This window comes from Pseudomonas sp. PS01270 (assembly GCF_029959775.1).
Taxonomy (GTDB): Bacteria; Pseudomonadota; Gammaproteobacteria; order Pseudomonadales; family Pseudomonadaceae; genus Aquipseudomonas; species Aquipseudomonas atacamensis.
In genome coordinates, this window is record NZ_JASCPT010000039.1 from 10,611 (window position 1) to 36,176 (window position 25,566).

Genomic DNA, 25,566 nt, shown 5'->3' on the forward strand with positions numbered 1-25,566 from the left:
GCGGAGCGTGGGAACGATCAACATCTTGCGGAATGGTGCTTGACCTTGCCCGCATGGCAAGGTTGATCCTGTAGACATCCACTACAGGGAGCGCGACCGATGTCCGAATCCACCACTTTCGATCTGCCGATTGCCGGCATGACCTGCGCCAGTTGCGCCGGGCGTGTCGAGCGGGCGCTGCGCAAGGTCAGCGGCGCCAGTGCCGTCAGCGTCAACCTCGCCACCGAACAGGCCCGGGTACAGGCGCCCGACGACAGCCTGCCGGCGCTGATGCAAGCCGTGGAGCGCGCCGGTTACAGCGTGCCCCGGCAAACCGTCGAATTGAGCATCGACGGCATGACCTGCGCGTCCTGCGTCGGTCGCGTCGAACGCGCCCTGAGCAAAGTCCCAAGCGTGAGCAGCGTCAGTGTCAATCTGGCCAACGAACGTGCGCACCTCGAATTGCTCGGCCAGGTCGATACGCAAACCCTGCTCGACGCGGTGAGCAAGGCCGGTTACTCGGCGAGCGTCTGGCAAGCTGAACGGCCACAGTCCGATGACCAGCAAAAACGCCTGCACCGCGAGCGCTGGGCATTGATCTGTGCGATCGCCCTTGCTCTGCCGTTGGTGTTGCCGATGTTGCTGCAGCCGTTCGGCATTCATTGGATGCTCCCGGCCTGGGCGCAATTCGCCCTCGCCACCCCCGTGCAATTCATCTTCGGCGCACGCTTTTATGTGGCGGCGTGGAAAGCCGTGCGCGCCGGCGCCGGCAACATGGACCTGCTCGTCGCCCTCGGCACCAGCGCCGGTTATGGCCTGAGTGTCTATGAATGGGCCAGCGCGGCGGGACGCATGCCGCATCTGTATTTCGAGGCCTCGGCGGTGGTCATCGCTTTGGTGTTGCTCGGCAAATATCTCGAAAGCCGCGCCAAACGCCAGACCGCCAGCGCCATTCGCGCTCTTGAAGCGTTGCGGCCGGAGCGGGCGATTCAAGTCATCGACGGGCGTGAGCAGGACGTTGCGATCAGCGCCCTACGCCTCGACGATCTGGTGCTGGTCAAACCCGGCGAACGCTTCCCGGTGGATGGCGAAGTCGTCGAAGGCCAGAGCCACGCCGACGAAGCGCTGATCAGCGGCGAAAGCCTGCCAGTGCCGAAACAACCGGGTGACAAGGTCACCGGCGGCGCGATCAACGGCGAGGGTCGTTTGCTGGTGCGCACCCAGGCGCTCGGCGCGGAAACGGTGCTGGCGCGGATCATTCGTCTGGTCGAAGACGCGCAAGCAGCGAAAGCGCCGATCCAGAAACTGGTGGACAAGGTCAGCCAGATCTTCGTGCCGACCGTATTGCTGATCGCCTTGGCCACGCTGATCGGCTGGTGGCTGTACGGCGCACCGCTGGAAACTGCGGTGATCAATGCCGTCGCCGTACTGGTGATCGCCTGCCCGTGCGCCCTCGGCCTCGCCACTCCGACGGCGATCATGGCCGGCACCGGCGTAGCGGCGCGCCACGGCATTCTGATCAAGGACGCCGAAGCGCTGGAGCGCGCCCATGAAGTCAGCAGCGTGGTGTTCGACAAGACCGGCACGCTGACCTCGGGCACGCCGCGTATCGCGCACTTCAGCGCGGTCGATGGTGACGAGAATAATCTGCTGACCTTGGCCGGTGCGTTGCAGCGCGGCAGCGAGCATCCTTTGGCCAAAGCGGTGCTGGATGCCGCCGCCGAACGCGGCTTGAACGTGCCCGATGTCAGCGACAGCCAGTCGCTGACCGGACGCGGCATCGCCGGCACGCTGGATGGCCGGCGCCTGGCGCTGGGCAATCGGCGGATGCTCGACGAAAGCGCCTTGAGTACCGGTGAATTGAGCGCATCCGCCGAGGCTTGGGAAAGTGAAGGCCGCACATTGTCGTGGTTGATTGAGCAAAGTCCTCAGCCGAAGGTGCTGGGTCTGCTCGCCTTCGGTGACACGCTGAAACCCGGCGCACTGCAAGCGGTGCAACAACTCGCCGCGCGGGATATCCAGAGCCACCTGCTGACCGGCGACAATCGCGGCAGCGCACGGGTGGTGGCCGAGGCCCTGGGCATCCGCAGTGTTCACGCCGAAGTGCTGCCTGCCGACAAGGCCGCGACCGTCGCCGAGCTGAAGAAAACCGGCGTAGTTGCCATGGTCGGCGATGGCATCAACGACGCCCCGGCCCTCGCCGCTGCCGACATCGGCATCGCCATGGGCGGCGGCACCGACGTCGCCATGCATGCGGCCGGCATCACCCTGATGCGCGGCGATCCGCGACTGGTGCCGGCGGCGCTGGAGATCAGTCGCAAGACCTACGCAAAGATTCGCCAGAACCTGTTCTGGGCCTTTGTCTACAACCTGATCGGCATTCCGTTGGCGGTGTTCGGCTTCCTCAATCCGGTGCTGGCCGGTGCGGCGATGGCGCTGTCAAGCGTCAGCGTGGTGAGCAATGCGCTACTGTTGAAAACCTGGAAACCCAAGGACCTGGAGGAACACCGATGAACATCGGCCAAGCGGCCCGGCAGAGTGGCCTGAGTGCAAAAATGATCCGCTATTACGAATCGATCGGCCTGCTCAAAGCGGCCAATCGCACCGACAGCGGCTACCGCGTGTACGGCAGCGATGACCTGCACACGCTGGCGTTTATCAAGCGCTCGCGAGATCTGGGCTTTTCCCTGGAAGAGGTCGGCAAGCTGCTGACCCTCTGGCAGGATCGCCAGCGCGCCAGCGCCGATGTGAAAGCACTGGCGCGCCAGCACATCGACGAGCTGAACCAGAAGATCCGCGAGCTCGGCGAGTTGCGGGACACCCTGCAGGATCTGGTCGAGCATTGCAGCGGCGACCATCGCCCGGACTGCCCGATCCTCAAGGAGCTGGCGTCGGGCTGCTGCGCGCAACCCGCTCGCGCCTGATCCGCAACAGCGTCACCACGCACAGGGTGCCGAGGGGAATGCCGTGGAACAGCATGACCACGGCCCCCGGCGTCCACCACGCGTAGAACGGCGCGGCGACCAGCATGCCGATGCCGAAACCGCTCATCTGCAGCAAGGTCAGCACGCTGAAAATCGGCAGGCGCAACGCCGCAGGTTCCCGTTGCAGCCGTGACATCAGGCTGACTTCGGACACCCCGTCGCCGAGCCCGGCCGGCAAGGCGAACAGCAGCAGACCGTAGAGGCTGTGCTGCTGGAACATCAGAATGAACCCGCAGGACATCAGCGCCACACCGCAGAAAAATCGTCTTTCAAGGTGACTGTTCTCCGAGCCTTTCAGGTGACTGGCGATGCGCGCGCCGAGGAGTTTGCCGCTGGCCCATACCGCAAGCGCCAGGCCCAAGGTCGTACTCGCTGCCTCGGGCGTGAGCAGTTTGGAAATGATCGGGAAGCCGACGTTGTGCGCGGCGCTGCCCAAGGTGTCGGCCATGGTCACCGCGAGCATGGCCGCGACCACAGGCGCTGAACGCAGGCCCTGCCGCAGCGCAAACCATTCACCGCGTTGCGGCTGTTCGCTGACATCGGTTTTTTCGAAACGCAGCGGCACGATCAACAGAGCCGCGAGCACATAGGTCAGCGCGTTGAGGGCGAAGACCGTTTCGAAACCAAAAGCAGCCACCAGCAACCCCGAGACCAGACTGCCGCCGACCATCGCCGCAGAAGAAGCTGAAGTAATCCAGGCATTGGCCTTGAGCAATTGCGCCGGCGCGATCAAACGCGGCAACTGGCTGTTGAGGCCGATGGCGAACATCGAATTGCCCAGACCGAGGCCGAAGGCAATCAACGGCAACAGCCATGCCTGCTGACTGGCCGGTGTGATCAACAGCAGCCCCAGCAGTGCGGCGCGCAACAGATCGAACGCAATCAGCGGCGCGCGGCCCTGCCAGCGCCGGTAGAAGCGCGTGCCGATCAGGCTGGCGAAAATTCCGCCACCGACGCGGCTGGCAAGGAAGATGCCGACGCTCATGGCGCTGTTACTCAGCAAATAAACGTAAGTGGCCAGCGCGACCATGTTGAGGAAGGCGCCGAAATCGGAGATCAGCCGGGCGGTTACGATCAGGTGGGTGTTGCGTGGGGTGGTCACATTCAGTCCTTGAGTGTGGTTGGAGCGCTGGACAGTAGACGCGAATAAGCCAGGATCCGAAAGCCCCCTCACCCTAGCCCTCTCCCAAAGGGAGAGGGGACCGATTGGGGGATATTTGGGAGATACACCGACCTGAACGTTTTTCTTTGAATCCATAATCGACTCGGTTTTTTCAGGTCGATGTATGGCTAAAGACACCTCGGTCGGCCCCCTCTCCCTCCGGGAGAGGGCTGGGGTGAGGGTGCTTTTTGACTCAAACAAAAAACGCGGCCGAAGCCGGGTTTTTCATCACGCGATCACTGCATCCACGGCGGTGGAGGCGGTTCTTCGGGTTTGCCTTTCGGCGCGTCGTCCGCCGCGCGAATGGCCTGCTTGCGTTCCTCGTCGAGGCGCGCCGCTTCGATTTCGCGCAGCACCCCGCCGACATCCGCCAGGTCCTCGGGATCGTCGAACTCGCCGGTCAGCACACTGTTCGGGTGCAAGGTGCCGGCTTCGTACAACGCCCACATTTCCTTGGCGTACTTGGTCTTCTTTAATTCCGGCGCGAAACGGCCGAAGTACGAAGCCATGTTGCCAACGTCACGCTCGAGCATGCTGAACGCGTGGTTGTTGCCCGCAGCGTCGACTGCCTGGGGCAGGTCAATAATCACCGGACCGGTCGGGGTCAGCAGCACGTTGAACTCGGAGAGGTCACCGTGCACCAGACCGGTACACAACATCAGCACGATCTGCGAAATCAGGAACGCGTGATATTCGCGCGCCTGATCCGGCTCCAGTACCACGTCGTTCAGACGCGGCGCGGCGTCGCCGAATTCGTCGGCCACCAGCTCCATCAACAGCACGCCGTCGAGGAAGTCATAGGGTTTGGGCACTCGCACACCGGCGCCGGCCAGACGGAACAGCGCCGCCACTTCGGCGTTCTGCCAGGCGTCTTCGGTCTCTTTGCGACCGAACTTGGACCCCTTCGCCATGGCCCGCGCCTGACGACTGTTACGAACCTTGCGGCCTTCCTGATACTCGGCCGCCTGGCGGAAACTGCGTTTATTCGCCTCCTTGTAGACCTTGGCGCAACGTAACTGATTGCCGCAGCGCACTACATAAACAGCTGCCTCTTTGCCACTCATCAGTGGACGCAGCACTTCGTCGACCAGACCGTCCTCGATCAGGGGTTCAATGCGTTTTGGAGTCTTCATCAGCTTTTATTGTGGGTCCTTTATTACCAAACACGCGAATGTCACTCGTTATACGGCAATCCTCGCCCGACGGGGAGGGGTTGCCGACCTGTGAACCTTGAGGATGCACACACTGTGCCGGATCAATCGCAGCGACCCGGGCGAATCATAGCCGAGACCGTGGCATTGATTGGTATCGGTCGGCAAGGGCATTTGCGACAGAATCTGACATGGTCGGTGAACTTCAGTTGCCCTCACCCCAGCCCTCTCCCAGAGGGAGAGGGGGCCGACCGAGGTGTCTCCCGTAATGCATCGACCTGAGAGACCGCAGCGCTTCTGGTTTGAATCGCAGCTTTGGATTCGGTGAAGGGCGCTCAGGTCGGCGTCGATCTCGAGCATCCCCCAATCAGTCCCCTCTCCCTTTGGGAGAGGGTTAGGGTGAGGGGCTTTTTCAGCGTTCAATGATCGCGGTGACACCCTGCCCGCCCGCCGCACAGATCGAAATCAACCCTCGGCCCTTGCCCGCCGCATCCAGCAGTTTGGCCAGGTTCGCGACAATCCGCCCGCCCGTTGCGGCGAACGGATGCCCCGCCGCCAGCGAACTGCCCTTCACATTGAGCCGACTGCGATCAATCGAACCCAGCGGCGCCTCGAGTCCCAGGCGGGTTTGGCAATATTCGGGATCTTCCCAGGCCTTGAGCGTGCACAGCACTTGCGCGGCGAAGGCTTCGTGAATTTCGTAGTAATCAAAATCCTGCAAGGTCAGGCCGTTGCGCGCCAGCAAGCGTGGCACGGCGTACACCGGCGCCATCAGCAGGCCCTCGGCACCGTTGACGAAATCCACCGCCGCCGCTTCGCCGTCGCGCAGATAAGCAAGGATCGGCAAACCGCGCTCTCTGGCCCATTCCTCACTTCCCAGCAACACCACCGAAGCGCCATCGGTGAGCGGCGTGGAATTGCCGGCCGTCAGCGTGCCCTTGGCGCTTTTCTCGAAGGCCGGTTTCAGCGTGGCGAGTTTTTCCAGGGTCAGGTCCGGGCGCAGATTGTTGTCGCGGGTCAGGCCGAGGAACGGCGTCATCAGATCGTTGTGCCAGCCTTCGCTGTAGGAAGCGGCGAGTTTGTGGTGGCTTTCGAGGGCCAGTTGATCCTGTTCTTCGCGGGGAATATTCCAGGTCTGCGCCATCAGCTCACAGTGCTCGCCCATCGACAGGCCAGTGCGTGGCTCGCCGTTGCGCGGGAATTCGGGGATCAGGTGCTGGGGGCGCAACTGCAAAAGGGTTTTCAGTTTGTCGCCGGTACTCTTGGCGCGGTTGGCCTGTAGAAGAATCCTGCGCAGGCCTTCGCTGACGCTGATCGGCGCGTCGGAGGTGGTGTCGACGCCGCCGGCAATGCCGCAGTCGATCTGGCCGAGGGCGATCTTGTTCGCCACCAGCAACGCCGCCTCCAGACCGGTGCCGCAGGCTTGCTGAATGTCATAGGCCGGTGTCGTCGGAGACAAGCGCGAGCCGAGCACGCATTCGCGGGTCAGGTTCATATCCCGTGACAATTTAAGCACCGCGCCCGCCACCATTTCGCCGATGCGCTGGCCATGCAGGTTGTAGCGTTCGATCAAGCCTTCCAGCGCGGCGGTGAGCATCGCCTGATTGCTGGCCGTGGCGTACGGCCCGTTGGAGCGAGCGAAAGGGATGCGGTTACCGCCGATGATCGCGACGCGGCGCAGCTGGGTCATGAAAAGCTCCTGTTCCAAATGGTCGAAATTTGCCCAATCCCTGTGGGAGCGAGCCTGCTCGCGAAGAGGCCGGCACATTCAGCCTCTTCAGCGCCTGATACAGCGCCTTCGCGAGCAGGCTCGCTCCCACATGAACCGCATTTATCTGCAAGACCTGCTAAACCTGAGTGTTCAAGCGTAGGCCTTATTGCGCCGATCGAACGATTGATTGCCGTAGACAGTCCACACTTTGAACCCCAACTTCTGGAGAGCGTTCCATGTCTGACCGCTATATCGACTTCGCCAACTCATCCTTCGGCCATCGTCTGGTCGGGGCCTTGGGCCTGCCGTCGCCGGTGCGGCTGGAACGCTGGCAGGCGGGGCGTCTGCGGCCGATCGAGGGCGCCCTGTTGCTCGGTGGCGGGCCGCTGGCCGAACGGATCAGCGGGTTTGCCAACCGCTTGACCGATGCGATCTACAGCTATGGCACCGAGCCCTCGCTGGCCACTGCATGGATCCCCGGCCACGGGCCGAAACTCAAAGCGGTGGTGTTCGACGCCAGCGATTTGCAGCACACCGATCAGCTCAAGCAGTTGCGCGAATTCTTCCAGCCATTGATGAAGAATCTCGACCATAGCGCGCACCTGGTGATTCTCGGCCGTGCTCCGGAAAGCCTGGGTGATCCGTTCGCCTCCAGTGCGCAGCGAGCACTCGAAGGCTTCTCGCGCTCGCTGGCCAAAGAGCTGCGCGGCGGTGGCACATTGCAGTTGATCTACGTCGGCGAAGGTGCCGAGGATCAATTGGAAGGCCCGCTGCGATTTTTCCTCTCGCCGAAAAGTGCATTCGTTTCCGGCCAGGTGATTCGCCTGACCGCGTGCGCCACACCGGTGACTGACTGGACCCGCCCGCTGGCCGGGCGCAAGGCGCTGGTCACCGGTGCCGCGCGCGGCATCGGCGCGTCGATTGCCGAAACCCTCGCACGTGATGGCGCCGAGGTGATTCTGCTCGACGTACCGCCAGCCAAGACCGACCTCGAGGCCCTTGCCGCGCGCCTCGGCGGCCGGGCGATCACACTCGATATCTGCGCCGATGACGCCGCCGCGCAATTGATCGAACAGCTGCCCGACGGCCTCGACATCCTCGTGCACAACGCCGGCATCACCCGTGACAAAACCTTGGCCAACATGACCCCGGAATTCTGGGACGCGGTGCTGGCCGTCAACCTCAACGCGCCGCAAGTGCTGACCAAGGCGCTGCTCGACAGCGGCACCCTGCGCGACAACGCACGGGTGGTCTTGCTCGCCTCGATCAGCGGCATCGCCGGCAATCGCGGGCAAACCAACTACGCGGCGAGCAAGGCTGGCCTGATCGGTCTGGCCCAGGCATGGGCACCGACGCTGCTGGAACGCGGCATCAGCATCAACGCTGTCGCCCCGGGTTTTATCGAAACGCAAATGACCGCGCACATTCCGTTCGGCCTGCGCGAAGCCGGGCGGCGCATGAGTTCGCTGGGCCAGGGCGGTTTGCCGCAAGACGTCGCCGAAGCCGTGGCGTGGCTGGCGCAACCGGGCACGGGCGCGTTCACCGGCCAAGCGCTGCGGGTCTGTGGGCAAAGCGTTCTGGGGGCATAAAGATGAGCATCGAATGGCACACGCTGGATCGCGAACCGAGTCTGCCCGCGCTGTACTCGCGCGCAGCAACGCGACGCAAAATCACCGGTACGCAACTGCCCGACAGCGGCCTGCGCTGCTGGGTCGATATCGACGGCAAACGGCTGGCGGCTTATCGCAAGGTCTGCGGTTTCGTCGATGACGGCCTGCTGCCGCCGACCTATCCACACATCCTCGCCTTCGCCTTGCAGATGCAATTGCTCACGGCCAGGGATTTTCCGTTCCCGCTGCTGGGGCTGATTCACCTGAGCAACCGCATCCGCGTGCTGCGGCCGATGGGCGCGATCAGTCGCGCGCAAGTCAGCGTGCGTGTGCACAACCTGCAACCACATGCCAAGGGCGCGACGTTCGATCTGTTGACCACCCTGGACGATCAACTCGGGCCGCTGTGGGAAGCCGAAAGCCGGATGCTCTGTCGCGGGGTGAAACTCGAGGGCGAGGCGCTGGCCCAAGACTGGCAGCCGTCACAGGATTTGCTCGAAGTGACGCGCTGGACTGCGCCGGCCGATATCGGTCGCCAGTATGCGAAAGTCTCCGGCGACTACAACCCGATTCACCTCAGTGCAGCGAGCGCCAAACTGTTCGGTTTTCCCACCGCGATTGCCCATGGACTGTGGAACAAGGCGCGGACACTGGCGGCACTCTCCGATCACCTGCCCAAAGCCAACCTGGAAATCGCCGTGCACTTTCGCAAACCGGTGCGCCTGCCCAGTGAAGTGATATTGCTAGCCAGTGCCGCGGGCTCCAGCGGTGAGTTGCGCCTGATCGGTGCCGGCGACCTGGAACATATGGTCGGTCAGTGGCAACCGATCGCCTGATCTGGCGGGGCGGAAAACCCGTTAATTGTGTATATATCACTTAAGTTTTTCCGCGCCCTGCCCGCCGCTTTGCAAAAAACCGAGCCTTGAATATCAAGGCTTTTTTTTGCCCGTTTATTACCTGGGTATTAGTCCTTCGGCATAGCGCCGAGCCCTCTATATAAAGGGGTTAATACCAACTTGAGAATGGTGAAAAACCTGCCGTCGACTGAGATTACAGCCACGGACGAGGCATCGCCGACGACAGATCGGCGAGCCATCGAAGGCAACGTAACGTTGTGACAGGTGCAGGAATCTCAATCATGAAAACTCAAGTGATGTGGTCCAAATCGGCAATCGCGCTGGCACTGATTCTTTCGGTCGGCCTCGTCGGCTGCAGCAGCGGCGGTGGCGGTCATCGCAGCAGTTCGGGCAGCTCGACGGCGGACGGCACGGCGGGCACCGATGGCAGCGGTGGCGCGGGTGGCGGAACCGGCGGCGATACTGCCGGCACTGGTGGCACCGGCGGCACCGGTGGCGGTACCGCAGGCACTGGTGGAACAGGTGGCACTGGCGGAACCGGCGGTACCGGCGGCGGCACCGATCCGACCAACCCAACCAATCCGACAGACCCGACCGATCCCACCAACCCGACCAATCCCGCTGCACCTTCGCTGGTGACCACAACACTTGTTCAGGATGTCGGCAAAACCGTCAGCGGTGTCGGCGATGGCGTCGGCCAGATCGGCGATTCGCTGAGCACTGTTCCGGTCGCTGGCGGCATCGTGCAAAGCGTGGCCAACACCACCGGCAACGTGGTCAGCACCTTGGGCGATGGCGTCACTGATGGCATCGGCAAACTGGCCACTGACCCCAATGGCCTGACCACCACCGTGGCCTCGGTTGGCGGCGTGGTTGCCGATGTTGGCGACGGCGTGTCGGACCTCAGCGTCAAACTCAACACCGCGACCCGAAGCGTTCCCGTCGTTGGCGGTGTAGTCACCCGCGTGGCGCCGCTGGTCGATGGCATCGGTGAAAAAGTCACCATGCTTGGCGACACCCTCAACACCTCACTGACCAGCGGCCCGACCAGCCAGTTGACCAACAAGGTCGGCAGCGGCCTGGTGCCGGTGATCGCCATGGTCGAAAGCACCACCGACAAACTCGGCGTTACCACCGGCCTGGGTGATCCGCTCAAAGGGGTGATCTCGAAAGTGGGCGGCACGGTGAACAGCCTCGGCGGCAAAGTTACCGACGCAGGCAGCGGCAATGCCCTGACCAACACCCTCGGCGGCGCCCTGAGCAACACCGGCACGGCGGTCGGCAAAGCGGGCGGCCTGGTGTCCAATGGCACTGGCTCGGGTACTGGCGGCATCGGTGGCATCGGTGGCGGGCTGGGCGGCACCGGTCTGTTGCAAACTGTCGGTGGTGCGGTGGTCAACGTCGGCAGCGGTCTGAATGCCGGCAGCACCAGCGGCGTGGTCAGTGCCGGCGGCGTCACCGCTGGCGGGCTGGGCAACACGATTGCGTCGATCAACACCGTACTTGGCGGCTCGGGCACACCGATCACTGCAACCACGTCGCCGCTGGCCAGTGTCGGCGCCGCAGTCGGTGCGGGCCTCAATCCGGTCACCAGCGCGGTCACCACTGTCACTCAACAGGTCGGCGCCGCTACCGGTCTCGGCACTCCGGTCGCTGGTCTTACAAATCAGGTGGGCGCCGCCGTCGGTAATCTCGGCGGAGCGATTGCCGCCACCAACAATCCGGTCACCACTGCTGTCGGCGGTCTGGTTACCAACGTCGGCGGCACCGTGGCAGCGGTCGGTGGCCTGGTCAACGGCGGCACTGCCACTGGCGGCACAACTGGCGGTCTGGGCGGGGTACTCGGCGGCCTGACCGGCGCGCTGGGCGGCAACAAACGCTAAATTGCACCTGGCCGATTCGACGGCCTTACCTACAGCGCCTACGCTTGGTTGAGGGCGGAAGATTCCCACGAGTCTTCCGCCTTTTTTCTACGGAAAAATCTGCCCTGTGCTGTGTTCTGACCATGGAGTGTCCTATGCGCGTACTGGCATCCCTGCTGTGCCTGAGCCTCAGTTCCGCTGCCCTCGCCGACACCTTGCCCAGCTTTCTCAACAGCAACGAAACCATCCGCAACCTCCCCGTACCCAACCTGCCCGCCGACGCCTATCGGCCGAGCGCAGCGCCGCTGCAAGTGCCGGACCCGGGTGCGACCGCCGCACAGCCATTGCTGATGGAAACCAAGGTCAACCTCAAGACCGTGCAGATCGAAGGCGGTACGATCTACCCGCTCAACGAACTCGCGGAAATCTACAAGCCCCTGATCGGCCGCCAGGCCAGCCTTGCCGAACTGATCGAAGCCACGCGCAACATCACCCGCCGCTATCAGCAGGATGGCTATCTGTTGTCCTACGCGTTCCTGCCGCAACAGAACTTCGATGACGGCGTGGCCCGCGTGGTGCTGGTCGAGGGCTACGTGCGCGATATCCAGATGCAGGGCGACATCGGCCGGGTCAAAAGTCTGCTCGACAAACTCGCCGCGAAAATCCAGGCCGAACGCCCGCTGACGCGCAAGACCTTCGAGCGTTACACCACGCTGATGAGCCGCATTCCCGGCGTCACCATTCAAGCGCAAGTGCCACCGCCGGGCACCACCGATGGCGCGACCACTCTGGTTGCCCAGGCCAGTCGCAAACCGTTCACCAGCACCCTGAGCACCACCGAAGACAACCGTAACGGCCCGCAGGCGTTGCTCGGTGTCAGCAGCAATTCGCAGACGTCGATGGGCGAACAGTTGAGCCTCAGCGGCCTGTTTCCACCGGGCGACGATAAAGAGCATTACTACCGTCTCGACTACAGCCAGTTCCTCGATACCGAGGGCACGCAGCTCAACGTCTCGGCCTCGCGTTACCGCGCCGACCCGGACACCGAAGTGCTGGTGGGCGGTGGCGGACGCCTGAGTACCCACCGCGAGAACGATCGCTACTCGATCGGCTTCAGCACGCCCCTGATCGCCTCCGCCAACGAACTGCTGACCGCCGGCTCGCGCTTGTATGCGGTCGACGACAAGACGCGCTACGACGGCATCAACTTTCCCTTCAGCACCGAACTGCGCACCGACGTCCGCGCCCTGGCTTTCGAAGGCGACTGGCGCAAGGCCGACGCCCGCCAACTGCGCATCCTCAGTGCCGGTGTCTACCAGGGCTTCGACAGCCTCGGCGCACACACCAACTATGACGACATCGACCTGGATTTCTTCCGCGTCAGACTGTCCGGCGTGCAGAGCGACAAGTTCCTCGACAACTGGCAAGGCGTGCTCTCGGCGGCGCTGTACTGGAGCGACGACACCTTGCCCGACAGCGAACGCGCCGTGTTCGGCGGGCAGAACTTCGGCCGTGGCTACCCCGACGACCAGGCCTCAGGCGACAAGGGTTGGGGCGTGGCTTACGAGGTCAACTACAGCTTCAACCGCGAGGGCAACTGGGTGCGCATCCTGCAACCCTACGTCGTCGTCGACCGCTCGCGCAGCTGGTTCAACCAACTGCCGGTGCAGGCCAACAACCTGTCATCGACCGCCGTCGGGCTGCGCTTTGGTGATGCCAAGTATTACAACGTGGCGCTGGAAGTGGCGAAGGCGATGTCCGATGAAGCGCTGGATACGTTGAATCGCAAGCCGCGGTACAGCATCAGTTTCAGTTATCAGTTGTGATGGCCGAGCGGTGTGTCAGTCAGGATTTTTTTGACTGACGCACCGCCTTCGCGAGCAGGCTCGCTCCCACAGATTCGGCGGTGTTCATGGTTGCTGAGTACAACCGCCGTCCCTGTGTGAACGAGCCTGCTCGCGAAAGCGTTCGGCTATTCAACCGATTTATCGCAGCGCTTAAACCAGCCGTTTAAACACACGCCCCGTTACCTCGCAACAGCCCACAAATCCTTGCGCCGTTGCCTACGGCTACGCCAGAATCCGCCGGCTTGTGCGCCTGGGGCGCGGGTTCTATCGTTTGCCTGCCACTGCTCATCAGTGGTCGGGTTTAGTCGCCCGCTTGTCCACGACGCACAGGTTCCTGTCACCCAGGTATTGCATACCTGCACTTGATGGTGGCTGTGCGCAGGGCGCCTCCGGGCGCGCCGATTTCGTGGCTCATCGGTCGACTAACCTGCGTGCAGCTGCCTCCCTTATCGTTTAGCAGCGAGAGGTTGCGGCCCTTACTCCACAAGGAGACTGAGCCCGTGAAAAAGATAACGCCCGACCCACCCCTTGCCGATCCGACTTTCGCCGACCCGCTCGTCGAAGCGCAAAAACTCAAGGAAGCCGCCGACCGCGCCATCGATTACTACCTCAACCCCCGCCTCATCAAAGACCCCGCCGCACCGCGCAAACCCAGCACCCTGTTCATCGTCGACCCGGCCGCGGACAACGAAACCCTGCTGGTGCATGCCTGCGAATCACTGGCCTCGGCGAGCATCATGGCCAGCGACCTCGCCGGATTTATCGATGGACCGCAGCGCAACTCCCTGTTGGGAATACAGCAGGTGATCATGCTGGGCGAACTGGCGGTCAACCGCGTACTGGACAGGCTTGTGCCGGAGTGACAAGAGCAAGAGGTTGATTGCGCAGGTGGTGAGTCAGGCAGAGCGTTGTTGGCTGACTGGCCGCCTTCGCTGGCAAGCCAGCTCCCACAGGATTGATGTACATCAGGAAGAAATTGGTTGGCTGGCAGGGCGCTATCGCGAGCAGGCTCGCTCCCACAGTTTGAATCGAGTACATCTGCGAGAAACAGGTCGGCTGTCAGGCCGCCTTCGCTGGCAAGCCAGCTCCCACAGTTTGATCGGGTGCGTTCAGTGAGAAACAGGTCGGCTGTCAGGCCGCCTTCGCTGGCAAGCCAGCTCCCACAGTTTGATCGGGTGCGTTCAGTGAGAAACAGGTCGGCTGTCAGGCCGCCTTCGCGAGCAGGCTCGCTCCCACAGTTTGAATCGAGTACATCAGCGAGAAACAGGTTGGCTGGCAGGGCGCTATCGCGAGCAGGCTCGCTCCCACAGTTTGAATCGAGTACATCAGCGAGAAACAGGTCGGCTGGCAGGCCGCCTTCGCGAGCAGGCTCGCTCCCACAAAAGCAAAAGCAAAAGCAAGGCAGCGCAGCTGCCCGCGGCGAAGCCGCCCCACTCAACAATGAGCGCAAGCTCGAGTGCTCTTGATCTTGATCCACCGTCGACGTCGGAAGGCTGAGCGGAGGGATTGATCCGGGCGTGGGAGCGCAGCGACCGTCTGGCGCAGCCAGACACAGCGGAAGGAGGTGCAGCGAAGCAAACCGTAGCCGCTGCGCCCGGATCAGTCACGGAGCGAAGGAACCCGAGCCTGCGAGGGCCGAACGTAGGAGCAAGCCTTTTCGGTTACCTTTTTGGCGTTTGAAAAAGGTGACTCGCCGTAAGGGCGAAACCGCCAGCCGCCACACCCGCAGCAACGGATATTCACCCCCCCCCCAAGAACACGGTCGGCCCAAAGGCCGCCGAGTTCACCCAGCCCCAACCCGAGGCTTGGGAAACAAATTATCGAGAGTCTCCAACAACCTCACGTGATAAATCGGCTTGCGAAACAGATCCAGCACCTGCAACCGCAACATATCGCTGACATCCTCCATATCCGCATGCCCCGACATCACAATCACCGGCAAATGCGCCCGCGACGTATGCTCACGCAACCGCCTGATCAACGACATGCCCGACTCCTCCGGCATACGCAGATCAGTAATCACCAGAGCAATATCCGGATGCCGGGTCAGATGATGCAGCGCGAGCTTCACCGACGTCGCGGTATGACAGACAAACCCCTCCCCCTCCAGCAACTCCGCCAATTCCAGCAACGCGTCTTCTTCATCATCAACCAGAAGCAGCTGTTGGCGGGACGACGAAGACGCGTTCATAGGCAATACCTGAATACTGAAAGGTAAATCCAGTGTAGTGCGATATCAGCCAGGTGCAGTATTCACAAGATCAAGGCGTTGGCCGAGTCACAGCCGTACCATCGAGCGAGGTCAGAATATTGTTGAAGATCGCCAAGACCCTGTCTCCAAGCGGAGTGACGAACGCCACAACCACCACAGCCACCATCGCCACCACAATCGCATATTCGATCGCCGAAGCACCCTCTTCACTGCGGGCAAACGCGCGAGCCTTGGCGATCACATAATCAAAAGTCATACGAAACATAGGTCCACTCCTTCGCGCCTCTGGCGCCGACATCACCACCGCGGCAAGGTTCCACCGTGCCACCTGAGCATTGTCAACAAACCCCCGCCCAACAACTGTAAGAACGCATTAATCACAAAGCATTAATCCCATCGTTTTTCCGCCGTTTCCGGCTGTTAACTGGCCAGATTCATACTTTGGTACGGTTATTTCGCCTGTCATTAATGGCGCTTTTGCTTGGATCAGCTAGCTTGGAAATAGCGAAATAGTTGCATGTTCATAGCTGCCGAAGCAGTCCGCCTTTCGCAAGCAAATGCAATCGGTTGTGCAGCAGGAAAGGGAGAGCCGTCATGAACAGTCGCGTCACCATGGGCCTAGCCGCGTTGCTGTTGCTCGGCGCGGTTTTTGTCGGTTACTGGGGGCTGGTGCTCAGTCGTCAGCCGGCCCCGGTCGCCGAGGCGCCCGTCGCCCCAGCGGTCAGCATTGAACAGACTGTCGCGATTGCCGAAGACCAGACCCGCCAACCGGTAGTAGTGCTGCTCCATGATGTAGCGCCGTTCACGCCGTTGACCGCCGCCGATGTGACCGTGGAAAAACTGCGCAGCGCGCCGGCCGGCAGCCTGACCAGCATTGAACAAGCAGTCGGCCGCACGCCTTGGCGCCACCTCAGCGCCGGCACCTGGCTGAATGACGAAAGCTTCCAGGCTGGCGGTGCGCTGGCGCGGATGATTCGCCGCGACGAGCGCGCACTGACCGTGGCCGTCGATGAAGTGATCGGTGCCGCCGGGCAGTTGCTGCCGGGCGATTACGTTGACGTGCTGCTGTATCTGCGCGAGGACGCGAGCAATCTGCAGCAGTCGGCGCAGATCGCCGTTCCGGCCCTGCGCGTGCTCGGGATCGGTGATCAGTACGGCCTGACCAACGACGGCCAACCGGCATCGCCGAGCCTCAGCGCCGAAGAAAAACTCAAACAGGACCAGCGCCGCATCGCCGCACGCACCGTGGTGCTGGCGGTGCCGGAACAACTGCTCAGCCGCCTGATGCTTGCCACTCAAGTCGGCACCTTGCGCCTCGCGGTGCGCAGCAGCGAAGAACAGCGGCTGGCCAAATATTGGGCCGGCGAAGCGCAATCGCCCGCGCACCTGGATCGCGCCAACAGCCAGCTTTTTCAGTTCACTCAACTCGCCCTGGGCAGCGCGCAAAGAGCACCTGCCACCGCCAGTGCCGGCGCGGCGCCCAGGCCTGCGGTGGAAATCATTCGCGGCAACCAGATCAGCCAACAAACCCCATGACTGCGCAAGGATTCACGTGCATGCAGAGTCGACTCAGACCGACATTGAAACCGGCGCTCCGGGCCTTGCTGTTGTTGGGATTGACGATGGATACCGCCCTCGCGGCGGTGGGCAATTGCTCGGCACTGCCGCGCCTGCCCTCGGTGATCGAGATCGGTGAAGGCTTCCAGCAAGACATGCAGTCACCGGTGGCAATCACTCGGCTGGCAGTGGGCGATCCGAAAATTGCCGACGTGCATGCCAATGGCGGTTCGTCCTTTTTGCTCACGGGCGTCGGCCCCGGCGCGACCAGCCTGATGGTCTGGACCGCCTGCTCGGCGCAGCCGCAGCAAGCCATGGTCTTCGTCCAGGGCGCGGCGACCACGGCGCTGACCAGCAGCGTGCCGTCCGACGATCCGACCCTGCCATCGCAGGTGCAGACCGACATCCGCTTCGTCGAAGTCAGCCGCACCAAACTCAAGGAAGCCACGGCGTCGCTGATCGGCACGCGCGGCAATTTCCTGTTCGGTTCGCCCGGCACGCTGCCACCGATTGACGGCGTGCCGCAGCCGCGCCTGCCGGTGGATAACTCGCTGTTCAATTTCTCCTGGGTCGGCGGCAAGACCATGGCGATCATCAACGCCCTGGAAACCAGCGGCTTCGCCTACACCCTGGCGCGGCCGAGTCTGGTGGCGTTGAACGGGCAGAGTGCGAGCTTCCTGGCCGGCGGGGAAATCCCGATTCCGGTGCCCAGTTCCGGCAGCGACAGCGTGTCGATCGAGTACAAGGAATTCGGCATCCGCCTGACCCTGACGCCAACCATCATCGGCCGCGACCGCATCGCGCTGAAGGTCGCCCCGGAGGTCAGCGAACTTGATTTTGCCAACGCGGTGAACATCGCCGGCACCACCGTTCCGGCGCTGACCATCCGCCGCACCGATACCAGCGTATCGCTGGGCGATGGCGAAAGTTTCGTCATCAGCGGTTTGATCAGCACCACCAACAGTTCGCAGGTGAACAAGTTTCCCGGCCTGGGCGACATTCCCATCCTCGGCGCGTTTTTCAAGGGTTCGCAGATCAAACGCGAAGAGCGCGAACTGCTGATGATCGTCACCCCGCATCTGGTCCAGCCATTGGCGGCGGATGCGCGCCTGCCGTCGTTGCCGGGGGAGAAACTGCGCAATTACGACCCGAACTTCTATCGCATGTTCTTCCTTGAGAACGGCAACTTCGACAAGCGCAGCGGGTTGTCGCAATGAACCAGAATCTCAGTCAGACCTTCCTCGCCATCACCCGCAACAGCACCGATCTGGAATGGCTGCAAAGCGCCCTCGCGCCACTCGGCCAGGTGATCAGCGCCGGTGCCGGCAGCCTCGATGAATTGCTCGCGCTGGTTGATGTAACGTTCGCCAATCTGGTCTTCGTCGGTCTCGACCGCGAGCATGTCGTGGCGCAAAGTGCGTTGATCGAAGGTGCGCTGGAAGCCAAGCCGATGCTGGCGATCGTTGCTCTCGGCGACGGTATGGACAATCAGCTTGTGCTGAATGCGATGCGCGCCGGTGCGCGGGATTTTGTCGCCTATGGCTCACGCTCCAGCGAAGTCGCCGGGCTGGTGCGGCGCCTGGGCAAACGCCTGCCCGCCGTCACTCCCAACACGCAGCTGGGCGGGCTTACCGTGATGTACGGCGTGCAGAGCAGTTCCGACGGTGCCTTGCTCGCCAATCACATGGCCATGGTGGTGCAGAAGAGCGGCCAGCAAACCTTGCTGCTCGATCTCGGCCTGCCCCGTGGCGACAGCCTCGCGTTGTTGGGGCTGGAGAGCTCGTTTCACTTCGGCGATGCCCTGCGTCATTTGCGCCGGCTCGACGCGACGCTGATCGACAGCGCTTTCACCAGCGCCGACCACGGCCTGCGCATTCTTGCCTATGCCAACACTGACGAACCGCTGGAAACCACCAGCGCCGCCGAGCTGTACATGCTCCTCAGCGCCCTGCGCCAGCACTTTCAGCACATTGTCGTGAACCTCACCGGGCAGGCCGACAGTGAGGCGTTGCGCACCTTCGTCAGCCATTGCGACAAACTGCTCTGGTACACCGACCAGAACGTCCTCAACTGCCGACGCAACCTCGCCGTGCTCAACCAGTGGCGCGAGAAAGGCATGAAGCTCGAGCACGGGCGCTTGCTGATCGATCGCTACCTGAACAACGTCGCGCCGGATGCCGAGACCCTGGGCAAGACTTTCAATCTGGAAGTCATCGCCGTGCTGGCGTTCAGTCCCGACGTGCGCCTGAACGCGAAAAATCAGGGCGTCAGCCTTTTCGAACTGGCGCCCCGGGAAAAACTCACCCAGAGCCTGCGCGCCCTCGGCGAACGTCTGGCCAAGCGTTCCGAAGGCCTGAGCAAACCGAAAGTCACCTGGTTCGACCGTCTGCGAGGCCACTCATGAGCGCAGAAAAACTCTTTGGCGCGACGCCACGCGGAGCGATCGGCAACAGCGATCACGAAGGCCTGAAACTGGTGCTGCACCGCTACATCATCGACGCCATCGAGGAGTCGGGGAAAAACCTGCTGGAAGGTTCACGCCAGCAACTGGCGCAGTTCGTTACCGACAAGGTCGCCGAATACATCGCGCGTTTGCACCTGGCGATCTCGCGCTACGAGATGGAGCGCCTGGGCGAGGAAATCGTCGACGAACTCACCGGATTCGGCCCACTGGAAGTCCTGCTGCGCGACCCGTCGGTGACGGAGATTCTGGTCAACGGCCCGCACCGGGTGTTCATCGAGCGCGACGGCGTACTGCATCAGAGCGATCTGCGGTTTATCGATGCGCATCACGTCGAGCGGGTCATGCAGCGCATTCTTGCGCCGCTCGGGCGCCGCCTCGATGAGTCCTCGCCGATGGTCGATGCGCGCCTGCCCGATGGCAGCCGGGTCAACGCGATCATCCCGCCGATTGCCCTCGACGGCCCGTGCCTGTCGATCCGCAAGTTCCGCAAGGACATGCTCAAGAGCACCGACCTGATGGCGATGCAGACCATCGATCTGGCGATTTTCGAATTTCTGCAGAACGCCGTGGGCAGGCGCTGCAACATACTGATCAGTGGCGGCACCGGCACCGGCAAGACCACGCTGCTGAACATCCTCAGCCAGTTGATCAACCCGCACGAACGGCTGGTGACCATCGAAGACGTCGCCGAACTGCAACTCGGCCATCCGCATGTGGTGCGTCTGGAAACCCGTCCGCCCAACGCTGAGGGGCATGGCGAGGTCAAGGCCAGCGACCTGATTCGCAACGCCCTGCGCATGCGTCCCGACCGGATCATTCTCGGCGAGATCCGTGGCGTCGAAGTGGTCGACGTGCTCACCGCGATGAACACCGGCCACGACGGTTCGATGAGCACCGTGCACGCCAACAACGCCCAGGATGCGTTGCTGCGTCTGGAGACGCTGGTCGGCCTGACCGGACGCTCGATTGCCGAACGCACCTTGCGCCAGATGATCTGCGCCGCCCTCGACGTGATCATTCAACTGACACGCATGCCCGATGGCCGGCGCTGCGTCAGTGAAGTGGTGGAAGTGGTCGGCATTCGCGAGGACGTCTACGTCACCAACACCCTGTTCCGCCTCGACCGCCGCACGGGGTTCGGCTTTGTGCGCGAAGCGGTCAACCCGGCCGGCGACAAGCTGCGCCACGACGCTCACCTGGGCTGACGGCGAGGAGCACGCAGATGCTGGGACCGATCATTCTCATCGCCATTTGCCTGATGCTGCTGGGGCTGTCGATCTATCTGTTCCTGCAAGGGCTGCGCAAGACCGCGAAGGAAAAAGTCCTCAATCGACTCGCCGCCGGACAACCGCAGCTGGCCGTCGAGCAGGCCAGGTGGGTGGGAGTGGAACGGATGTTTTTACGTGCCGGCCTCGGTCGGCCGAGCGAGCGTTTCGGCCTGTGGCTGAGCCTGTGGGCGGCGGCGATGGGCCTGGGATTTTTACTCGGGAGCTGGGTTGGTTTGCTGATCATGTTGCTCGTCCCGCCCGTGGCGTTGCGGTTGTACATCGCCATTCGCTACCGGCAACGGATCCGTCGCATGATCGAACAACTGCCGCAACTGCTTGACCACACCGTGCGCAGCCTCAAGTCCGGGCGCACCCTCAGCGATGCAGTCCTGGGCGCCATCGAAGCCAGTGAAGCCCCTTTGAAAGCGGCCATGGGCCGGGTACAGCGCAACGTGCAACTGGGGGTGAACTTGCCTGACGCCGTCAGCGATTTTGCCGAACTCTACGAGCAGGACGAACTGCGTATGTTCGCCCTCGGCCTGAAGGTCAACCACCGCTACGGCGGCAACGCCAGTGAGCTGCTGGAGAACCTGATCAAACTGATCCGCGAGCGCGACCAGGGCGCGCGGCAGTTGCGCGCGCTGACCGGGGAAACTCGCATGACTGCTTGGGTTTTGGGTTTGCTGCCGCTGATTCTGGTGAGCTATTTCATGCTGACCAACCCCGGCTACATGCTCGGCATGTGGCACGACGAAAGCGGCCAGACCATGCTGCTCAGCGCCGCCGTGTTGCAGGTGTTGGGCAGTCTGGCGCTGTGGCGCATGTTGCGGAGCGTTTGAGATGGTCTGGCTCGCGGCGTTGCTGTTGCTCCTCGGTTCGCTGTTATTGCTGGGCAATCAGCTGCTCACCGAGCGCCGCCGCGTGCGACAGGTGCATCAGCGCTTGCACGGTCAATTGGTCCGGGAGAACCGTTTCGGCCACTGGCTGCGCGCGCTGGGCAACAGCCGTTTCGGCCGGGGCTCGGTGAGCATCGACAGCGAAACCCAGACCCTGCTCGGCCGCCTCGGCTGGCGCCGCGCCAACGAACGCGCGCTCTTCGCCGCCTGCCAGATCGGCACGCCGCTGCTCGCTCTGGGGCTGGCGATCTTTTTGCAGGAAGTGTTTTTTCCGCAGACCAGCCACCGCTGGATGGCGCCGATGTTCGCTGCGGGCGGCGGCTATCTACTGCCCAAACGCCTGCTCGCCTACGCCGCCGCCCGCCGACAGAAAACCATCGCCGTGGAAATTTCCACGTTCATACCGCTGCTGCGCATCCTCTTCGAATCCGGCATGGCCGTGGAACAAGCGCTGCGCGTGCTCAGCGTCGAAGCGCAGAAACTGCTGCCGGAGCTGACCAGCGAACTGCGCCTGATCCTCAGCCGCGTCGACTCGGGTCTGGAGCTGGGGCAGGAGCTGAACAAGACGGCGGTGATGCTCGCGGTGGACGAATTCACCGACACCTGCGTGATCCTCCAGCAACTGATCCACCAGGGCGGCGGCGCGATGAAATCACTGCTGGCGCTCAAGCAATTACTCGATGACCGACGCCTGACCCGGCTGCAGGAATACATCTCGAAAATGTCCGCGAAGATGTCGGTGGTCATGATGCTGTTTCTGTTTCCGGCCCTGCTGATCGTACTGGCCGGCCCGGGCTTCACCGCCATTGCCCGCGCCTTCGCAAACTGACCTTGGCTCATGGAGAGCGTTTGATGAAAGTACTGATAGTCATGGCAAGTCTGTTGCTGCTCAGCGGCTGCGCCACGGACGGCCAGGCGCCGTGGACCTCGCTGCTGTCGCCGTCCAGCTGCAGCAAACTGACCTCGGAGCAGGAACTGTCGCTGAACCTCGCCGATGACCTGGCCAGCGACGGCAAGCTCCACGCCAGCCTCGCCAACCTGCAAAGCCTGCCGGACAACCTCAGCGAAGTGCGCCTGCGCAAAGCCAAGGTCTATCGCCTGCTCGGCCGCAGCGAAGCCGAGCCGCTTTACCGCAGCCTGCTCGGCGGCTGCCTCACCGCCCAGGCCGAACATGGCCTGGGCCAGGTCTACGCCGCCCGTGGCGACAACGGCCAGGCCCAGGCCCACCTGCAACGCGCCGCGCGCCTGGCGCCCACCGACGAAAAAATCCGCAATGATCTCGGCGTGGTCTACCTCAACCAACTGCGCCTCAACGAAGCGAAATTCGAATTCCTCACCGCCATCGAGCTGAGCCAGAACAATCAACTGGCGACGCTGAACATGGTCACCCTGCTGCTCTACCAGAACGACTGGCCGCAAGCTGCGGAAATCGTCAGCCGCTCGAAACTGACCCCGGAACAATTCACCGAAGCGCAGCAACGCGCGGAAAAGCTCAAAGCTCCGACCAACACCAAAGCCACACCCGGCGACCGCGTCGCCGCCTTCATCGACCCGCTACCGCCGACGCTCGAATAGGAGACAGCCATGACCATCCGCAAAGGCCTGTGCTACCTGACCCTGCTCACCCTGCCCCTCAGCGCCCACGCCATCGACACCGGCCCGGCCTCGGCGCAACAACAGGAAACCGAAGGCTGGCTGGTCCTGCAAAGCCGCAACAAAGCCGCCTCGCCCAAACCGCAAAGCGCCACCGCCACCGAACGCGAACTGGCGATGCAGCGCTGGCTGAAGAAATACCAGTACGAGATTCCGGATTTTTACGATCCGGATGCGGGCGGGAAGATCGAGAGCAAGAATTAGTTTGTTGGTGCGCTTAAAGGCCCCTTCGCGAGCAAGCTCGCTCCCACAGTCGACCGCGTGCTTTCGGTGGGAGCGAGCCTGCTCGCGAAGAACGATAACGCGGTTTCAGCTCTGCGGATCCACCCGATCCAGCGCTCGATTCACCGCCAGCTCGGCCAGCATGACAATCTGCTGAATCGCCAACGCCGTGCTGCGCTGAAACCCGCTCAACTCGCCAGCGAAATTACTCGCCATCGCACTCGCTGACGCCAGCGACTCACAGGCATGCGCCAACAGGCTTTCGGTATCGACATTGGGCACCACCATGAACAGCGTGCTGGGCGGGTGCGGTTTTGCAGGTTCGGGGCAGAGATAGAAATCGAGCGCGCGTTTTATCGCTTCGCGGTTTTTCATCAGATCGTCGGCGCGCATGGCGTCTTCGAGCGGGGTGGTGGGGGATGGGGGTGGGTCTGGGATCAGTTTGTCCATGAGAACTCCTACTTGGCTGTGACGCCCTCTTCTGTCGTTTCCACACGACAAAAGGTGGCAGCTGTACGCAGGGTGGAAAACCGATAAGTAGGCAACCGGCCAGACCAAAGTCTGCCCACGCACAGCCGCCGCGACACAGTTTGCAGACGAACGAACACGCCGACAACGATTACGGTAGCAATGCAAAGCAACTACTTGAATTTCAGGTTTCCACACCTGGCCGCTGAGTTGTCAGCGACAGCCAGAGACTAGTGACCCGACGTCCGACGGACAACCTGAAAACCTTGTGGGAAGGTTCTGGCAAATCAGACACAGATTTAAACAATAAAAATCAAAAGCACCCTCACCCTAGCCCTCTCCCAGAGGGAGAGGGGACCGACCGAGTTGTTTAGGTCAGGTATGCCGACCTGAGATACCGAGTCGAATGCAAATTATGAACAACCCGCAAATCGGCTCCCTCTCCCTCGGGAGAGGGCTGGGGTGAGGGGCGAATCCAGCGCAAAACGAAAGCCAGACACCGCATGCTTTTCACCACTCAAAACAATGAGCGCAAGCTCGAGTAGCTTTTGATCTTGATCTGGGAGCCCGTCGGCAGGCTGAGTGGAGGGATTGATCCGGGCGTGGGAGCGCAGCGACCGTCTGGCGCAGCCAGACACAGCGGAAGGAGGTGCAGCGAAGCAAACCGGAGCCGCTGCGCCAGGATCGATCCCGGAGCGAAGGAACCCCGAGCCCCAGCGAGGGGCCGAACGTCAGGGCACAGCCTTTTGGTTACTTTTTGGCGTTTGAAAAAGTGACTCGCCGTAAGGGCGAAACCGCCAGCCGCAACACCCGAAGAAACGGATATTCACCCCAACCACCCAAAGCATGGTCGGCCCAAAGGCCGCCAAGTCAATGCGCCGTAACCCGCTGCCGCCCCGCCGAACTACCAGGAGAAAGCGCCAAAGCCAACTGCGTCCGATTATGCATATGCGTCAACCGCAACACCTGCGACACATACAACTTCACTGTGTTCTCGGTAATCCCCAACTCACAGGCAATCTGATAATTGGTCTGCCCCTTGCCCACCAACCGCGCCACATCCAACTGCCGGGGCGACAACTGATTGAACACCGCCGGTATCTCCACAGACTCAGGCTCACCATCACTCACCACCGGCAGGGGCGAGCGCCGTACCTTGTCCAGATCCTGATAAAGGTCATCAATCGACTCGGACAAAAACTGCAACTTCTGATTCAAATGCCCCAGATGCAGATTCTTCTGCCGCTCCTGGAAAGCCAGTTCCTGGCGCTGCACACCCTCAAGCAACTCTGCCAGATCGATCGGCTTCTGATAGTAATCGGCAATCCCCGCACGCAACGCCTTGATCACATCCTGCTTGTCAGCGCGCCCGGTGAGCATGATCGCCTCGAACACCCGCTGCTTGCCGGCCAGCCGCTGCAACGCCTGGATCAACTCGATGCCGTCCATGTCCGGCATGTGCAAGTCACTCAGCACCAGACCGATGTCCGGGTCCGCCCTGAACAGCTCGATGGCTTCAAGACTCGAGTCGCACGGCACGCAACGGTAGCCACTGCTCTCGAGAAACTCACAGAGTTCTTCGACGATCAGCGGCTGATCATCGACCACGAGGATTTTTACCGAATTAGGCTTGTTCACGAACCACTCCATTTGCTCGGCCAAC

At 62.3% G+C, this 25,566-nt stretch carries 22 protein-coding genes; 15 read left to right on the plus strand and 7 right to left on the minus strand.

Annotation, left to right across the window (positions count from 1 at the left end):
* Nucleotides 1-99: 99 nt before the first annotated feature.
* Entirely contained in the window at nucleotides 100-2,493 is a 2,394-nt protein-coding gene (cueA, locus tag QMX86_RS13490) for a copper resistance metal-translocating P1-type ATPase CueA (RefSeq protein WP_282386284.1), read from the plus strand.
* Nucleotides 2,490-2,903: a Cu(I)-responsive transcriptional regulator gene (gene cueR / locus QMX86_RS13495; protein WP_016771827.1), complete on the plus strand. Its 414-nt coding sequence runs from the start codon at nucleotides 2,490-2,492 to the stop codon at nucleotides 2,901-2,903. Before cueA ends, cueR begins: the two co-directional genes overlap by 4 nt.
* Here cueR and QMX86_RS13500 read toward each other — a convergent pair.
* From QMX86_RS13500 to QMX86_RS13510, 3 genes are all read right to left on the minus strand, one after another.
* Nucleotides 2,857-4,065, minus strand: a complete 1,209-nt coding sequence (locus tag QMX86_RS13500) for an MFS transporter (protein ID WP_282386285.1) — start codon at nucleotides 4,063-4,065, stop codon at nucleotides 2,857-2,859. The genes cueR and QMX86_RS13500 overlap by 47 nt on opposite strands.
* 296 nt (nucleotides 4,066-4,361) lie before the next feature.
* On the minus strand, nucleotides 4,362-5,258 hold the full coding sequence (locus QMX86_RS13505) for a PA4780 family RIO1-like protein kinase (RefSeq protein WP_016771829.1): 897 nt from the start codon (nucleotides 5,256-5,258) through the stop codon (nucleotides 4,362-4,364).
* Between the two features lie 430 nt (nucleotides 5,259-5,688).
* Nucleotides 5,689-6,966 (minus strand): acetyl-CoA C-acetyltransferase, encoded by a 1,278-nt coding sequence (locus QMX86_RS13510; RefSeq protein WP_282386288.1) that lies wholly within the window; start codon nucleotides 6,964-6,966, stop codon nucleotides 5,689-5,691.
* A 257-nt stretch (nucleotides 6,967-7,223) separates the two neighbouring features.
* Here QMX86_RS13510 and QMX86_RS13515 point away from each other — a divergent pair, with 257 nt between their 5' ends.
* From QMX86_RS13515 to QMX86_RS13535, 5 genes are all read left to right on the plus strand, one after another.
* Nucleotides 7,224-8,576, plus strand: coding sequence for a 3-oxoacyl-ACP reductase (locus QMX86_RS13515; RefSeq protein ID WP_130928477.1), 1,353 nt, complete (start codon nucleotides 7,224-7,226; stop codon nucleotides 8,574-8,576).
* Nucleotides 8,577-8,578: 2 nt separating this feature from the next.
* The gene (locus QMX86_RS13520; protein ID WP_130928478.1) at nucleotides 8,579-9,433 is read left to right on the plus strand and encodes a MaoC/PaaZ C-terminal domain-containing protein; all 855 of its coding nucleotides are present in this window, start codon (nucleotides 8,579-8,581) and stop codon (nucleotides 9,431-9,433) included.
* A gap of 302 nt (nucleotides 9,434-9,735) precedes the next feature.
* Nucleotides 9,736-11,337, plus strand: coding sequence for a collagen-like triple helix repeat-containing protein (locus QMX86_RS13525; protein ID WP_282384955.1), 1,602 nt, complete (start codon nucleotides 9,736-9,738; stop codon nucleotides 11,335-11,337).
* 134 nt (nucleotides 11,338-11,471) lie between these two features.
* Entirely contained in the window at nucleotides 11,472-13,142 is a 1,671-nt protein-coding gene (locus tag QMX86_RS13530) for a POTRA domain-containing protein (protein WP_282384953.1), read from the plus strand.
* 521 nt (nucleotides 13,143-13,663) lie between these two features.
* The gene (locus QMX86_RS13535; protein WP_016771835.1) at nucleotides 13,664-14,026 is read left to right on the plus strand and encodes a DUF6124 family protein; all 363 of its coding nucleotides are present in this window, start codon (nucleotides 13,664-13,666) and stop codon (nucleotides 14,024-14,026) included.
* Nucleotides 14,027-14,946: 920 nt separating this feature from the next.
* Here the strand turns inward: QMX86_RS13535 and QMX86_RS13540 are convergent.
* On the minus strand, nucleotides 14,947-15,354 hold the full coding sequence (locus QMX86_RS13540) for a response regulator (protein ID WP_130927031.1): 408 nt from the start codon (nucleotides 15,352-15,354) through the stop codon (nucleotides 14,947-14,949).
* Between the two features lie 70 nt (nucleotides 15,355-15,424).
* A complete protein-coding gene (locus QMX86_RS13545; protein WP_041480746.1) occupies nucleotides 15,425-15,631 on the minus strand; it encodes a Flp family type IVb pilin in 207 nt (68 codons plus the stop codon).
* Nucleotides 15,632-15,969: 338 nt separating this feature from the next.
* Between QMX86_RS13545 and cpaB the strand changes: the two genes are divergently transcribed.
* The 8 genes from cpaB to QMX86_RS13585 are packed head-to-tail and all read left to right on the plus strand — an operon-like array spanning nucleotide 15,970 to nucleotide 23,417.
* Nucleotides 15,970-16,911 (plus strand): Flp pilus assembly protein CpaB, encoded by a 942-nt coding sequence (gene cpaB / locus QMX86_RS13550; RefSeq protein ID WP_130929667.1) that lies wholly within the window; start codon nucleotides 15,970-15,972, stop codon nucleotides 16,909-16,911.
* 20 nt (nucleotides 16,912-16,931) lie between these two features.
* Nucleotides 16,932-18,149 (plus strand): type II and III secretion system protein family protein, encoded by a 1,218-nt coding sequence (locus QMX86_RS13555; RefSeq protein WP_073471824.1) that lies wholly within the window; start codon nucleotides 16,932-16,934, stop codon nucleotides 18,147-18,149.
* Nucleotides 18,146-19,336, plus strand: coding sequence for a pilus assembly protein (locus tag QMX86_RS13560; protein ID WP_110647079.1), 1,191 nt, complete (start codon nucleotides 18,146-18,148; stop codon nucleotides 19,334-19,336). The genes QMX86_RS13555 and QMX86_RS13560 overlap by 4 nt, the downstream gene beginning before the upstream one ends.
* Nucleotides 19,333-20,601 carry a CpaF family protein gene (locus QMX86_RS13565; protein ID WP_024011443.1) on the plus strand — a complete coding sequence of 423 codons (1,269 nt, stop codon included), beginning with the start codon at nucleotides 19,333-19,335 and terminating at the stop codon, nucleotides 20,599-20,601. Before QMX86_RS13560 ends, QMX86_RS13565 begins: the two co-directional genes overlap by 4 nt.
* Before the next feature lie 17 nt (nucleotides 20,602-20,618).
* Nucleotides 20,619-21,503 (plus strand): type II secretion system F family protein, encoded by an 885-nt coding sequence (locus QMX86_RS13570; RefSeq protein WP_282384946.1) that lies wholly within the window; start codon nucleotides 20,619-20,621, stop codon nucleotides 21,501-21,503.
* A 1-nt stretch (nucleotide 21,504) separates the two neighbouring features.
* Nucleotides 21,505-22,389: a type II secretion system F family protein gene (locus QMX86_RS13575; protein ID WP_282384944.1), complete on the plus strand. Its 885-nt coding sequence runs from the start codon at nucleotides 21,505-21,507 to the stop codon at nucleotides 22,387-22,389.
* A gap of 23 nt (nucleotides 22,390-22,412) precedes the next feature.
* Nucleotides 22,413-23,135, plus strand: coding sequence for a tetratricopeptide repeat protein (locus tag QMX86_RS13580; RefSeq protein WP_041480651.1), 723 nt, complete (start codon nucleotides 22,413-22,415; stop codon nucleotides 23,133-23,135).
* Nucleotides 23,136-23,144: 9 nt separating this feature from the next.
* A complete protein-coding gene (locus QMX86_RS13585; protein WP_110647083.1) occupies nucleotides 23,145-23,417 on the plus strand; it encodes a DUF3613 domain-containing protein in 273 nt (90 codons plus the stop codon).
* Between the two features lie 105 nt (nucleotides 23,418-23,522).
* Here QMX86_RS13585 and QMX86_RS13590 read toward each other — a convergent pair whose 3' ends face one another.
* Both QMX86_RS13590 and QMX86_RS13595 read right to left on the minus strand, forming a co-directional pair.
* The gene (locus QMX86_RS13590; protein WP_282384939.1) at nucleotides 23,523-23,885 is read right to left on the minus strand and encodes a DUF6124 family protein; all 363 of its coding nucleotides are present in this window, start codon (nucleotides 23,883-23,885) and stop codon (nucleotides 23,523-23,525) included.
* A gap of 888 nt (nucleotides 23,886-24,773) precedes the next feature.
* Nucleotides 24,774-25,541 carry a response regulator transcription factor gene (locus QMX86_RS13595; protein ID WP_282384937.1) on the minus strand — a complete coding sequence of 256 codons (768 nt, stop codon included), beginning with the start codon at nucleotides 25,539-25,541 and terminating at the stop codon, nucleotides 24,774-24,776.
* Nucleotides 25,542-25,566 lie beyond the last annotated feature (25 nt).